This is a genomic window from Streptomyces sp. NPDC088733, from assembly GCF_044751185.1.
In the GTDB taxonomy this organism is placed as follows: Bacteria; Actinomycetota; Actinomycetes; order Streptomycetales; family Streptomycetaceae; genus Actinacidiphila.
In genome coordinates this window covers 259,240-271,968 of record NZ_JBIVLH010000011.1, presented here as the reverse complement: position 1 = coordinate 271,968, position 12,729 = coordinate 259,240, and the positions used below count along the sequence as shown (strand labels likewise).

The window sequence follows — 12,729 nt, the reverse complement described above, 5'->3', positions numbered from 1 at the left end:
ACTGACCGGCCGCTACCTACGAAACTGCCAATGCCTTCCAGGAAAGTAGTCACTTTGTAAGGCTGGACAGCGAGTCTTCCTTCACTACACTTGGTCACACCGCGAACATCGCGGTCAGGTCCGACGTACCCTGACATCGACTGACATCGACTGACATCAGCGGGTACCGGCTGGTATCCACCGGCGTGCCGGGTGTCGGAGACCTGAGCACTGGCAAACCCGACGCTCCCCACACAAGGACCGTGATCGACGTGAAGGTCGGCATCCCCCGCGAGGTCAAGAACAACGAGTTCCGCGTGGCCATCACCCCCGCCGGCGTGCACGAGCTCGTCCGAGGCGGCCACCAGGTCTTCGTCGAGCAGGACGCCGGCCTCGGCTCCTCCATCCCGAACGAGGAGTACGTGGCCGCCGGGGCCGCGATCCTCCCCACCGCCGACGAGGTGTGGGCGACCGCCGACCTGCTGCTGAAGGTCAAGGAGCCGATCGCCGAGGAGTACCACCGGCTCCGCAAGGACCAGACGCTCTTCACCTACCTGCACCTGGCCGCCTCCCGCGAGTGCACCGACGCGCTCCTGGAGTCCGGCACCACCGCGATCGCGTACGAGACGGTCGAACTGGCCAGCCGCCAGCTGCCGCTGCTCGCCCCGATGTCCGAGGTGGCCGGCCGGCTCGCCCCGCAGGTCGGCGCCTACCACCTGATGCGCTCGGCCGGCGGCCGCGGTGTGCTCCCCGGCGGCGTGCCGGGCGTGGCCCCGGCGAAGGCCGTCGTCATCGGCGGCGGCGTCTCCGGCTGGAACGCCGCGCAGATCGCCATCGGCATGGGCTTCCACGTCACGCTGCTCGACCGCGACATCAACAAGCTGCGCGAGGCGGACAAGGTGTTCGGCACCAAGGTGCAGACCATCGTCTCCAACGCCTTCGAGCTGGAGAAGGCGGTCCTGGACGCGGACCTGGTCATCGGCGCCGTCCTCATCCCGGGCGCCAAGGCCCCCAAGCTGGTCACCAACGAGCTGGTCTCCCGCATGAAGCCGGGCTCCGTGCTCGTCGACATCGCCATCGACCAGGGCGGCTGCTTCGAGGACTCGCGTCCCACCACGCACGCCGAGCCGACCTTCACGGTGCACAACTCGGTCTTCTACTGCGTCGCCAACATGCCGGGCGCCGTCCCCAACACCTCGACGTACGCGCTCACCAACGCCACGCTGCCGTACATCCTGGAACTGGCCAACCGCGGCTGGCGCGAGGCGCTGCGCCGGGACGCCGCGCTCGCCAAGGGCCTCAACACCCATGAGGGCCAGGTCGTTTACGGTCCTGTCGCCGAGGCGCACGGCATGGACTCGGTGGACCTGGCGTCGCTGCTCGCGTGATCGTCGGCTGAGTCGACTGATCGACTTTTTGGTCCGGCGTCAACGCGCCGCCCCTCCAGTACCCACGGCCGGGCCTTGCCAGTTCAAGGCCCGGCCGTTCGCGTGGAACCATACCGTTTTGCCGATTCGTCCCTCGGCGAAACATCGGCGGCGACCCCGTTACGCCCTTGACAGCGGCGCGTTCGGTTGCCGACACATCGTGCCGTGTCCGGTGGATTGTGTTGCTGTGAACCACCGACACGCCATAGAGTCGCCAACCGTCGGCATGCTGCAACGCTGACCTATTGAGAAGTTTCCTGGTCACCAAGGAGGTAAGACGACTTGTGAATGAGTCGACATTTGCTCCCGGGGGTGGTCAGCCAGGAATGACCGTTCAGGCCGAGGGTTCCGCGAGGCTGGAGGCGGTGGGCTCCGTGGCCGTCCGCACCTTCGAGGCGCGCCGGCCCGGGCAAGGCAACCAAGGCAACGAGGCACGCACCCCGATTCCCATGGCGCACTACGAAGAAGAGCTGCAGGACGGTCAGTTCTACGACCCCGACGCCGAGTACGAGCCCGATCCGGAGTACGCGGCCACCCTCGCGCCCGACGCGGCCCGTCAGCGGCGTGAACGCGTCGGCCCCACCGGCCGCCCGCTGCCGTACTTCCCGATCCCCGGCCCGCTGACCGACCACGGCCCGGCGAAGATCATCGCCATGTGCAACCAGAAGGGCGGCGTCGGCAAGACGACGTCGACCATCAACCTCGGTGCCGCACTGGCCGAATACGGCCGCCGTGTGCTGCTGGTCGACTTCGACCCGCAGGGCGCGCTCTCCGTCGGTCTCGGCGTCAACCCGATGGAACTGGACGTCACGGTCTACAACCTGCTGATGGAACGCGGGCTCTCGGCCGACGAGGTGCTGCTGAAGACCGCCGTGCCCGGCATGGACCTGCTGCCCAGCAACATCGACCTGTCCGCCGCCGAAGTGCAGTTGGTCAGCGAAGTGGCCCGCGAGTCCTCGCTGCAGCGCGCGCTCAAGCCGCTGCTGCCCGACTACGACTACGTCATCATCGACTGCCAGCCCTCGCTGGGCCTGCTGACCGTCAACGCGCTCACCGCGGCGCACCAGGTGATCGTGCCCCTGGAGTGCGAGTTCTTCGCACTGCGCGGCGTCGCGCTGCTGACCGAGACCATCGAGAAGGTCAGGGAGCGGCTCAACCCCGAGCTGGAACTGGACGGCATCCTCGCCACGATGTACGACTCGCGGACCGTGCACAGCCGCGAGGTCCTGGCGCGCGTCGTCGAGGCATTCGACGACCACGTCTACCACACCGTCATCGGGCGGACCGTGCGCTTCCCGGAGACCACGGTGGCCGGAGAGCCGATCACCACGTACGCGTCCAACTCGGTGGGCGCGGCCGCCTATCGCCAGCTCGCCAGGGAGGTGCTCGCCCGGTGTCACGCCGAGTGAGTCTCCCGGGGGCCGACGAACTGTTCCGGACCACCGGGGGGCGGGGGCTCCAGCCCTCGACTCCGCGGCAGCACGCCAACGGTGAGACTCCCGGTGACAGCGCGGACCGCCCCCTGAGGCCCGTCCCGGCCCCCGCGGGCCCGTCCGCCGCCGAGGAACCTGAGGCGGCGGAGGAGGCACCGGTACAGGAGTCCGCGGCCCCCGCCGAGGCCGCCGAGCACACCGGCCGGGACGGCGAACCCGCCCCGGCCGCGCGTCCCGTGCCGGAACAGGCCTCCCCGGCCGTCCAGCCGGGCCGCCGCACCCTCCAGCCGCCCGCCGGGCCACCCGGGCCGGCGTCCCCCTCCGCGGCCGCCCCGCAGCCCGTGCAGCCGGCCCAGCAGCAGCGCCGCAAGTCCGGGCGCGCACCGCGCCGGCCCAGCGGCCGCGAGCGCCACGACGAGAAGATCACGGTCTATGTCTCCGCCGAGGAGCTGATGGACCTCGAGCACGCCCGCCTCGTCCTGCGCGGCGAGCACGGCCTCGCCGTGGACCGGGGCCGCATCGTCCGCGAGGCCGTCGCCGTCGTCCTGGCCGACCTGGAGTCCCGCGGCGACGCGAGCATCCTCGTCCGCCGCCTCCGAGGCCGCTGACGCCTCCGGCGCGATACGGTGCCGTCCTCCGCACGGCTCCGCAGCACGACCTGGACCTGAATGCCCTCCGACGACTCCGCCAGCTCCTCCCGCTCCCGCCGCCTCCTGGGCCGCGGTCCCGGCACGGCTCCGCCGCCCCCGGACGCGGAGCCGCCGGCGCCCGTGACCCCGGCGGCCCCCGGCGCCGCCGACGCGGACGGCCCGGCCCCCCTCGCGCCGGCCGCCGAGCCTCCCGCGGAGCCGTCCGTCGTCCTCCCGGCCCCCGCCGAGGCCCCTGAGGCCGTCCCTGAGGCCCCCGCCGCCGTCCCCGCGCCCGTCGCGCCCGCCGCCGTCCCGGAAGCCCCCCACGAGGCTCCGGACGCCCCCGAGGGCGCGCCCGCGGCCGCGGGGGAGGGGGACGGGAAGTTCACCGTGCGGCTGGCGAACTTCGAGGGCCCCTTCGACCTGCTGCTCCAGCTGATCTCGAAGCACAAGCTGGACGTGACCGAGGTCGCGCTGTCGAAGGTCACGGACGAGTTCATGGCGCACATCCGCGCCATGGGGCCGGACTGGGACCTGGACCAGACCACGGAGTTCCTGGTGGTCGCCGCGACGCTGCTGGACCTCAAGGCGGCGCGATTGCTGCCCGCCGCGGAGGTCGAGGACGAGGAGGACCTGGCGCTGCTGGAGGCGCGGGACCTGCTGTTCGCGCGGCTGCTCCAGTACCGCGCGTACAAGCAGATCGCCGCGATCTTCGCGGACCGCCTGGAGGCGGAGGCGCTGTACTACCCCCGGACCGTGGGACTGGAGCCGCACCACGCGGAACTGCTCCCCGAGGTGGTGCTGAGCATCGGCCCGGAGCGCTTCGCGCAGCTCGCCGTCAAGGCGATGCAGCCCAAGCCGAAGCCGCAGGTGTACGTGGACCACATCCACGCGCCGCTGGTGAGCGTCCGGGAGCAGGCCGAGCACGTGATCGCCGTGCTGCGCGAACGCGGGGAGGCCAGTTTCCGCGAGCTGACCTTCGACGCGCCGGACACGCTGACGGTCGTCGCCCGCTTCCTGGCGCTGCTGGAGCTGTACCGCGAGAAGGCGGTCGCACTGGACCAGGAAGAGGCCCTGGGGGAACTCCAGGTCCGCTGGACGGGCGGCGAGAGCGCGCCGGAGCAGCCGCTCGTCACCGACGAATTCGACCAGGACCCCGCGGCGAGGAAGGACGGGAAGGATGACTGACGGATCCGCGGAGGGGACCGCCCCCGGGGAGCGCGCCGGGGAGCCGCCCGCCGCGCTGCTCACGACGGCCGACCTGGAGCTGCGCCCCGCGCTGGAGGCGGTCCTGATGGTCGTGGACGAGCCGGCGACCGAGGAGGCCCTGGCCAAGGTGCTGGACCGCCCGCGCCGCGAGGTCGCCGCCGCGCTGCGCGAGCTGGCCGGGGAGTACACCGCCCAGAACCGCGGCTTCGACCTGCGGCTCGTCGCCGGCGGCTGGCGTTTCTACACCCGGCCCGCCTTCGCGCCGGCCGTGGAGAAGTTCGTCCTGGACGGCCAGCAGGCCCGGCTGACGCAGGCCGCGCTGGAGACCCTGGCGGTCGTCGCCTACCGCCAGCCGGTGTCCCGTTCGCGGGTCTCGGCGGTGCGCGGCGTCAACTGCGACGGTGTGATGCGCACCCTGCTGCAGCGGGGTCTGGTCGAAGAGTGTGGGACGGAACCCGAGACAGGTGCGATCCTGTACAGGACGACGAACTACTTCCTGGAGCGAATGGGCCTGCGCGGCCTGGACGAGTTGCCCGAGCTCGCGCCCTTCCTCCCGGAGGCGGACGCCGTCGAGGCGGACTCCCTGGAGGGCGTCCCCTCATTCGACCCGGACTCGACGACGGAAACTTGATGCGAAGCAGTAGCGGCAGCGGCAGGAACAGCGGTGGCAACCGGAACGACCGGGGCGCCGGTGGTGGTACGCCCGGGTCGAGGTCCGGCGGTGAGCGCGACGACCAGCAGAAGCGCCCGCGCCGGCCCCGTCCCGAGGAGCGCCGCTACGACGTCGGCGGCGGTGCCCCCGGCGAGCCCGGGAAGGGCAGGGGCGGCGCCGGCCGGCCCGGCGGCGCCTCCGGCAAGCCGCGCAAGTCCGTCCCGGCGCGTCCGCGGGAGCTGGACGCGCAGATCGAGGAGCGCAACCGGGCGCGGCACGACAAGCCCAAGCTGAACCTGCCCAAGACCTTCCCCGGCGCCGAGCAGGAGGGCGAGCGGCTGCAGAAGGTGCTGGCCCGGGCGGGCATGGGTTCGCGCCGTGCGTGCGAGGAGCTGATCGAGCAGCGCCGGGTCGAGGTCAACGGCACGATCGTCACCGAGCAGGGCCTGCGCGTCGACCCGGACCGGGACGAGGTGCGCGTCGACGGGCTGACCGTGGCCACGCAGTCGTACCTGTTCTTCGCCCTGAACAAGCCGGCCGGCGTCGTCTCCACGATGGAGGACCCCGACGGCCGCCAGTGCCTCGGCGACTACGTCACCAACCGGGAGACCCGGCTCTTCCACGTCGGACGGCTGGACACCGAGACCGAGGGCATCATCCTGCTCACCAACCACGGCGAGTTGGCCCACCGCCTCACCCACCCCCGCTACGGCGTGCAGAAGACCTACCTCGCCGCGATCAACGGGGTGCTGCCGCGCGACATCGGCAAGCAGCTGAAGAGCGGCATCGAGCTGGAGGACGGCTGGGCGCGCGCCGACAACTTCCGGGTCGTCCAGCAGACCGGCAAGAACTACCTCGTCGAGGTGACCCTGCACGAGGGCCGCAAGCACATTGTGCGCCGCATGCTGGCCGAGGCCGGCTTCCCGGTGGACAAGCTGGTGCGCACCAGCTTCGGCCCGATCGCGCTCGGCGACCAGAAGTCCGGCTGGCTGCGGCGGCTGACCAACACCGAGGTCGGCATGCTCATGCGCGAGGTCGACCTCTGATCCCGGAGCCCGGCCGCGGGTGCGCGGGAGACCGGCAGATCTTCTGATCGACTTCTCATCCCATAAAGACTTTCCCGCAGGCCCCACCTGCGGGAAGGATGGGGCGATGACCATCCACGCCGAGCGGCTGCGCGAAGCCGGGCTCCCCGAACTCACCCCGGTACTCGCCCGGCAGGGGCACCGGCTGCTGTTCGCCACCGTCTCGGGGGCGCACCTGTACGGCTTCCCCTCCGACGACTCGGACGTGGACGTGCGCGGCGTCCACCTCCTGCCGCTGCCCGAACTCATAGGGCTGCGGGAGGGGGAGGAGACCCAGACCCGGATGTGGGAGCAGGACGGTCTCGAACTCGACCTGGTCACCCACGACCTGCTGAAGTTCGCGCGCCTGATGCTGCGCCGCAACGGCTATGTGCTGGAGCAGCTGCTGTCCCCGCTGGTGGTGCACACCAGCGGGGTCCACGCCCAGCTGGTCGACCTCGCGCCCGGCGTCGTCACGCACCGGCACGCGCACCACTACCGCGGCTTCGGCCGCACCCAGTGGGAGCTGTACGAGAAGACCGGCGAACTCAAGCCGCTGCTCTACACGTTCCGCGTCCTGCTGACCGGCATCCACCTCATGCGCACCGGCACCGTCGAGGCCCATCTGCCGACCCTGCTGGAGCTCCAGGCCGCACCGGGATACGTCCGCGACCTCATCCGGGACAAGGCGCACGCCGAGCACGGCCTGGCCATGGACCTCGACCCGCGCCGCGCGCGCGCCGACGTCGAGGCGCTCCAGGCGGCCCTGGACGAGGCCGAGCAGGCCTCCCGGCTGCCCGCGGAGCCGACCGCGTACGACGCGCTGCACGACCTGGTGGTCCGCACCCGGCTGGCGGCGGCGTGAGGCGGCCGGCCGCCGGCGCGATGGCCGGTCTCGCCATCGGCGACGCGCTCGGCTTCCCGACCGAGTTCAATGACGTCCCCTCGATCCTCGCCAAGTGCGGCCCGTGGCGTGCCATGGAGCTGCCCCGCCCGGCCTTCGTCACCGACGACACGCAGATGACGCTCGCCTTCGGGCGCGGCCTGCGCACCGCCGTGGACCGCGGCCCGCTCACACCGTCCCGGCTCGCGCGGCCGGTGCGGGAGGAGTACGTCGACTGGTACCACTCGCCCGACAACAACCGCGCCCCCGGCCGCACCTGCCTGATCGCCTGCGAGAAGCTGAACCACCCGGACCTGCGCTGGCAGGAGGCCAGCCAGACCGGCTCCAAGGGCTGCGGGGCCAACATGCGCGTCGCCCCCGCGGGCCTCGTCCCCGGGCTGAGGCCCGGCGACCGGGCCGGCGTCGCGCAGTTGCAGGCCGCGCTGACCCACGGACACCCCACGGCCCTGGCGGCGAGCGACCTGACCGCGTACGCCGTGCACGTCCTCGCGCAGGGCGCGGCGCCCGCCGAACTGCCCGCTCGCTTGCGGGCGTACGCGCACGAGAACCGCGGGACCTACCACGAGTGGTGGCTCGGCGACCTGTGGCGGTTCGCGCACGACCACAGCCCCGACGACTTCGTCCGCCGCGGCTGGGACGAGTGTCTGGGAGTCCTGGACCGCCTGGACGCGGCGCTCGCCGCGCCCGACCCGGAGGCGGACCCGTGCCTGGCCACCGGGGCGGGCTGGATCGCCGAGGAGGCGCTGGCGACCGGGCTGCTGTGCTTCCTGCTCTTCCCGGACGAGCCGCTGACGGCGGTGCGCCGGGCCGCGTGCACCTCCGGGGACTCCGACTCGATCGCCTGCCTCACGGGGGCGTTCGCGGGCGCCCACCTCGGCCTGGCGGCGTGGCCCGGGGAGTGGGTGGCGCGGATCGAGTACCGCGAGGAGCTACTGGCCCTCGGCGACCTCTGGGACGGCGGCTGACGCCCGGCGGACGCGCACGAGGAAGTCCTCGACGCGCGCGCGGTCGGGTTCGGCCGGGAGCGGGGAGCGCGCCGCGGCGGCCGCCGCCTCCTCGTGGAGCCGGTTCATCCAGGCCTCGGCCTCCGGCCAGGGGACCTCGCCGCGCTTGACGTCCAGCAGGCGGTCCCGCAAGTCACCGACGTCGACGCGCAGTTCACCGGTGCGCAGCAGGTCGCGCGCGGAGACCAGCAGGCGCAGCAGATGCATCACGTGCTTCCAGCGCGGAGCGCCGTGGTTGCGCAGATCCCCTTCGAGCTTCGCGCGCTGGCCCATGGCATAGCGGGTGAAGGTCTCGTGGACCTGCCGGGAGAGGAAGGCGCCGCGCAGCTCCAGCAGTTCCCGGCCGGTCGCGTCGGCGTGCTCGACGAGCGGGGAGTGCAGGCACTCCAGGATGTTGGGGTTGGCGCGCAGGGCCAGTTCGCAGAAGCGCTCCAGCTCCCAGGAGAACTGCTCCGGCGCGGGGCCGTCCACGTGCGTCGGGGGCTTGGCGAAGCGCCAGAACAGCGCGGTGGGCGCGACGAAGACCCCTCGGCGGTCGGTGTCGCTGCCGTCGGTGGCGAGGCCGAAGGCCCGCGAGCCCATGACGCAGGCGTAGACGGTGTGGTGGCGTACGAGGTCGTGGTCGCGCATGGGGCGCGATCGTACGCGTCAGGCGAGCCGGACCTCACCGGATTTCACGGTGACCGGCCGCGGGTCGAGCGGCCGGGGTGCGGGCCCGGCGGCCACCGACGCGTCGGCGACCTTGAACTTGCTGCCGTGGCAGGGGCAGTTGATCGTGCCGCCCGAGACGTCCTTCACCACGCAGCCCTGGTGCGTGCAGACGGCGGAGAACGCCCTGAACTCGCCGGCGGCCGGCTGCGTCACCACGATCCTCCGGTCGGCGAGGACCGTGCCGCCGCCGACCGGAACCGCGTCGGCCCGCACCAGGACCTCGCCCGCGCCCGCGCCCGCGGCCGGCGGCGACCCGGCGGCACCGGCCGGCGGGTTCTCGTCGCCGTACTTGGCGCACCCCGCGAGCGCCGCCAGGGACAGCAGCAGCGCACGCCGCCTCATGTCGTGATCCCGTTGGTGCGGAAGAACCACAGGGCGGAGGTCAGCCAGAGCACGGTCAGCACGGTGAAGACCAGCCCGCCGACGACGGGGAGCAGCCACCCCGGCAGCCGTTCGGCGCGCAGCAGCAGCATCTTGGCGCTGAAGGCGCCGAAGAAGAAGCAGCCCAGCAGCGAGTGCCACAGCACCCGGGGGCTGTAGGTCTGGTAGCCCAGCGCGTACAGGCAGTGCACCGCGACCGGCACCGACAGCAGGAAGGCGATCCGCCCCGACCAGCGGTGCAGCGCCCCGGTCCAGGACGGCGCGCGCAGCCCCGGCACCTTGCCGTACATCGCCAGTGCGGAGACCAGCTGGACGAGGGCGAAGGCGAAGGCCGAGGTGGCGAGCCACGACTTGACCGCGCCCGTGCCGGAGAAGCCCGCGAGGTTGAAGGCGGTGCCCGCGGGGTCGTGCAGCCTGCCGTACGCGCCCAGCCCGACCCCCACCGCGGCGGCGGTGAGGGCGGGCACGAGGTACACGGCGGCGGCGCGCAGACCGCCGCCGCGCGGCGGCGGCACCGGGAAGGACGTGGTGGCGGCGTTCGGGTCCACGCTCATGGGGCGCTCCTGCTCCTGCCTGCGGGACGAACACGTGGGGACGGACGGCACGTGGGGACGGTCGGACGGTCAGGGGATGGGCAGTGCGGTGAGCCGTTCGCCGTCGACGGTCACCGCGCCGGACCCGGTGTCGATCGGAGGCGCGGCGGACGGCTCGCCGTCGCGCGAGACGATCCCGACCTGCGCGCCCCCCTGGAGCACGATCCAGCCGCCGACGACCCTGGCGCCGCGCACCGAGGCCGTCGTCCGGTACAGGCCGGACGGCTTGACCGCCTTGCGCGCCTGGAAGGGCTGCCGCAGGCCGGTCAGTTCGACGTCGCCGCTGATGGTGGTGGAGCGCAGGGTGGCCTCCAGACGGGCGCCGTGGTCGCCGGTGAGCCGCAGGGTGCCGTCGTCCCGGACGTCGCCGCGCAGCCACGCCTCCTTGGTGCGGCCGTCGCAGACGTAGGCGATCGCCTTGCCCTTGCGCAGGGCGACGGCGACGCTCGCCGCGCCGTCGGCGGTGCGGCCGGCGTAGTCGGCGTCGGGCGGGGCGCCGCGGGTCGAGGGGGCCTGCGAGGGCGGCGCCGTCGGGGGCGACGACGGCGAGGGCGCGGAAGACGCCGAAGACGCCGAGGAGGGGGCGGGTGCCGAGGAGGCCACGTCCCCCGTGGTGGCGTTGAGCGACAGCATGATCAGCGCCAGGGCCAGCCCGGCGAGGAGCGTGTAGAGCGGTCCGGAACGCTGCATGTCCGCCTCCCCCGAGGCCGTGCGGCCCGGGCACCATGGAAGCGGACTCCCCGCCCCGCGTCCAGGGCGTATTCGGACATAACGGCGCCTACGACCACACCGCGAGCGCCACCGCCCGGCCGTCACCGTCCCGGCGCACCTCCAGCATCCCGGCCACCGCGCTGCGGTTGATGCGCCCGTACACGTGCGGGAAGCGGGTCTCCGGCGGGACGCCGGGCGGCGGCGCCGGTTCGGCCTCCTCCCACAGCACGCGGGCCTCCAGCGCCCGCTCGTCGATCAGCAGCACCATCAGCGGGCCCGGCGTGCGCCGGTAGAAGGCGTCGGCGACCGCGAGGGTCACGTCCTCGTCGGGCGAGCAGTGGACGAAGCCGTCCTCGGCGAGCGACGAGGGGGCGTACGGCCGGTCCGGGTCGCGCAGCCAGTCGTCCAGGGGAACGAGGTGGTAGATCATGCCCAAGTTGTACCGCGCCCGTCTCGCGGGACGGGCGTGTCCGCCGCGTCCGGGCCGCCGCGACTACGCTGACCAGGTACGTGCGGGGCGAGGACACAGGGAGCAGGGACGTGGCGGTACGAGCGGTCCGCGGAGCCGTGCAGTTGGAGCGGGACGACGCGGAGCACATGCACGGACAGGTGGCGGAACTGCTCACCGCGATCCTGGAACGCAACGCCATCGCGGTGGACGACCTGATCAGTGTCTGGTTCACGGCCACGCCCGATCTGCACAGCGACTTCCCGGCGGTCGCCGCGCGCAAGCTCGGCATCACCGACGTGCCGCTGATCTGCTCGCAGGAGCTCGACATCACCGGCGCGATGCCCCGGGTGGTCCGGATCCTCGCGCACGTCGAGAGCGGTCTCACCAAGGGCGAGATCTCCCATGTCTACCTCGGCGCCGCCGCCGCCCTGCGCAAGGACATCGCCCAGTGAGGACCGCCCTCGTCATCGGCACCGGCCTCATCGGCACCTCCGCCGCGCTCGCGCTGGCCGCGCGCGGCGTGGAGGTGCACCTGGAGGACCACGACCCGCGCGCCGCCCGTACCGCCGCCGCCCTCGGGGCGGGCACCGACGAGCCGCCCGCCGGCCCGGTCGACCTGGCGATCGTGGCCGTGCCGCCGGCCCATGTGGCCACGACCGTGGCCGAGGCGCAGCGCCGCCGCCTGGCCCGCGGCTACCTGGACGTCGCCAGCGTCAAGGCCGGGCCGCGCCGCGACCTGGAGGCCCTCGGCTGCGACCTGGCCTCGTACATCGGCACCCACCCGATGTCCGGGCGGGAGCGCTCCGGCCCGCTGGCCGCCACCGCGGACCTCTTCGAGGGCCGCCCCTGGGTGCTCACCCCGACCCCGCGGACCGACACCGAGGTCCTGAACCTGGCCCTGGAGCTGGTCGCGCTCTGCCGCGCCGTGCCGGTGGTCATGGACGCCGAGGCGCACGACCGCGCCGTCGCGCTCGTCTCGCACACCCCGCACCTGGTGTCCAACATGGTCGCCGCGCGTCTGCAGAACGCCGAGGACAGCGCGGTGCGGCTGTGCGGCCAGGGCATCCGCGACGTCACCCGCATCGCCGGCTCCGAGCCCGGCATGTGGATCGACATCCTCTCGGCCAACCCGGGGCCGGTCGCCGACGTCCTCGCCGAGATCGCCGCCGACCTGACCGACACCGTGGAGTCGCTGCGGGCGCTGCAGTCCGCCGACGACGCCAAGCGCCGGGCCGGCGCGGGCGGCATCGAGGACCTGCTGCGCCGCGGCAACGCGGGCCAGGCCAAGGTGCCCGGCAAGCACGGCTCCGCGCCCAAGGCCTACGAGGTCGTCGCCGTGCTCATCGGCGACCAGCCGGGCGAGCTGGCCCGTCTCTTCGCCGACGCCGGGCACGCGGGCGTCAACATCGAGGACGTCCGCATCGAGCACTCCACCGGCCAGCAGGCCGGCCTCGTCCAGCTCATGGTCGAGCCCGCTGCCGCGGCCCGGCTGTCCGCCGCCCTGCGCGAGAAGGGGTGGAATCTGCGGGCCTGAGCCCGGGCCCCGCGCGGGTTCCCCATGGCGGGGCGGCAAACGTGGTA

15 protein-coding genes are annotated in these 12,729 nt (G+C 73.0%); 10 read left to right on the top strand and 5 right to left on the bottom strand.

What is annotated here, in order from left to right:
* The first annotated feature begins 251 nt into the window (after positions 1-251).
* From ald to ACIP64_RS22350, 8 genes are all read left to right on the top strand, one after another.
* Positions 252-1,367: an alanine dehydrogenase gene (gene ald / locus ACIP64_RS22385; RefSeq protein WP_401589502.1), complete on the top strand. Its 1,116-nt coding sequence runs from the start codon at positions 252-254 to the stop codon at positions 1,365-1,367.
* A 365-nt stretch (positions 1,368-1,732) separates the two neighbouring features.
* Positions 1,733-2,815, top strand: a complete 1,083-nt coding sequence (locus tag ACIP64_RS22380; RefSeq protein WP_360906182.1) for a ParA family protein — start codon at positions 1,733-1,735, stop codon at positions 2,813-2,815.
* Positions 2,800-3,447 (top strand): hypothetical protein, encoded by a 648-nt coding sequence (locus tag ACIP64_RS22375; protein ID WP_401589433.1) that lies wholly within the window; start codon positions 2,800-2,802, stop codon positions 3,445-3,447. The genes ACIP64_RS22380 and ACIP64_RS22375 overlap by 16 nt, the downstream gene beginning before the upstream one ends.
* A gap of 60 nt (positions 3,448-3,507) precedes the next feature.
* Positions 3,508-4,656, top strand: coding sequence for a segregation and condensation protein A (locus ACIP64_RS22370; RefSeq protein ID WP_401589431.1), 1,149 nt, complete (start codon positions 3,508-3,510; stop codon positions 4,654-4,656).
* Entirely contained in the window at positions 4,649-5,308 is a 660-nt protein-coding gene (scpB, locus tag ACIP64_RS22365; protein WP_401589428.1) for an SMC-Scp complex subunit ScpB, read from the top strand. The genes ACIP64_RS22370 and scpB overlap by 8 nt, the downstream gene beginning before the upstream one ends.
* The gene (locus ACIP64_RS22360; protein WP_401589425.1) at positions 5,308-6,375 is read left to right on the top strand and encodes a pseudouridine synthase; all 1,068 of its coding nucleotides are present in this window, start codon (positions 5,308-5,310) and stop codon (positions 6,373-6,375) included. The genes scpB and ACIP64_RS22360 overlap by 1 nt, the downstream gene beginning before the upstream one ends.
* 106 nt (positions 6,376-6,481) lie before the next feature.
* Positions 6,482-7,258 carry a DNA polymerase beta superfamily protein gene (locus tag ACIP64_RS22355; RefSeq protein ID WP_401589423.1) on the top strand — a complete coding sequence of 259 codons (777 nt, stop codon included), beginning with the start codon at positions 6,482-6,484 and terminating at the stop codon, positions 7,256-7,258.
* 20 nt (positions 7,259-7,278) lie between these two features.
* Entirely contained in the window at positions 7,279-8,262 is a 984-nt protein-coding gene (locus tag ACIP64_RS22350; protein ID WP_401589499.1) for an ADP-ribosylglycohydrolase family protein, read from the top strand.
* Here the strand turns inward: ACIP64_RS22350 and ACIP64_RS22345 are convergent.
* From ACIP64_RS22345 to ACIP64_RS22325, 5 genes are all read right to left on the bottom strand, one after another.
* Positions 8,227-8,931 (bottom strand): DNA polymerase beta superfamily protein, encoded by a 705-nt coding sequence (locus ACIP64_RS22345; protein ID WP_401589420.1) that lies wholly within the window; start codon positions 8,929-8,931, stop codon positions 8,227-8,229. The two genes, ACIP64_RS22350 and ACIP64_RS22345, sit on opposite strands and share 36 nt — an antisense overlap.
* Before the next feature lie 18 nt (positions 8,932-8,949).
* Positions 8,950-9,354, bottom strand: coding sequence for a Rieske (2Fe-2S) protein (locus tag ACIP64_RS22340; RefSeq protein ID WP_401589419.1), 405 nt, complete (start codon positions 9,352-9,354; stop codon positions 8,950-8,952).
* Positions 9,351-9,947, bottom strand: a complete 597-nt coding sequence (locus ACIP64_RS22335) for a DUF6529 family protein (RefSeq protein WP_401589417.1) — start codon at positions 9,945-9,947, stop codon at positions 9,351-9,353. The genes ACIP64_RS22340 and ACIP64_RS22335 overlap by 4 nt, the downstream gene beginning before the upstream one ends.
* Before the next feature lie 69 nt (positions 9,948-10,016).
* Complete coding sequence (locus ACIP64_RS22330) at positions 10,017-10,676, bottom strand: hypothetical protein (protein ID WP_401589414.1); 660 nt, start codon at positions 10,674-10,676, stop codon at positions 10,017-10,019.
* 88 nt (positions 10,677-10,764) lie between these two features.
* Positions 10,765-11,127, bottom strand: a complete 363-nt coding sequence (locus ACIP64_RS22325) for a DUF952 domain-containing protein (RefSeq protein WP_401589412.1) — start codon at positions 11,125-11,127, stop codon at positions 10,765-10,767.
* A gap of 110 nt (positions 11,128-11,237) precedes the next feature.
* Here ACIP64_RS22325 and aroH point away from each other — a divergent pair, with 110 nt between their 5' ends.
* Positions 11,238-11,600, top strand: a complete 363-nt coding sequence (aroH, locus tag ACIP64_RS22320) for a chorismate mutase (protein WP_401589409.1) — start codon at positions 11,238-11,240, stop codon at positions 11,598-11,600.
* Positions 11,597-12,682, top strand: coding sequence for a prephenate dehydrogenase (locus tag ACIP64_RS22315; protein WP_401589407.1), 1,086 nt, complete (start codon positions 11,597-11,599; stop codon positions 12,680-12,682). The genes aroH and ACIP64_RS22315 overlap by 4 nt, the downstream gene beginning before the upstream one ends.
* Positions 12,683-12,729 lie beyond the last annotated feature (47 nt).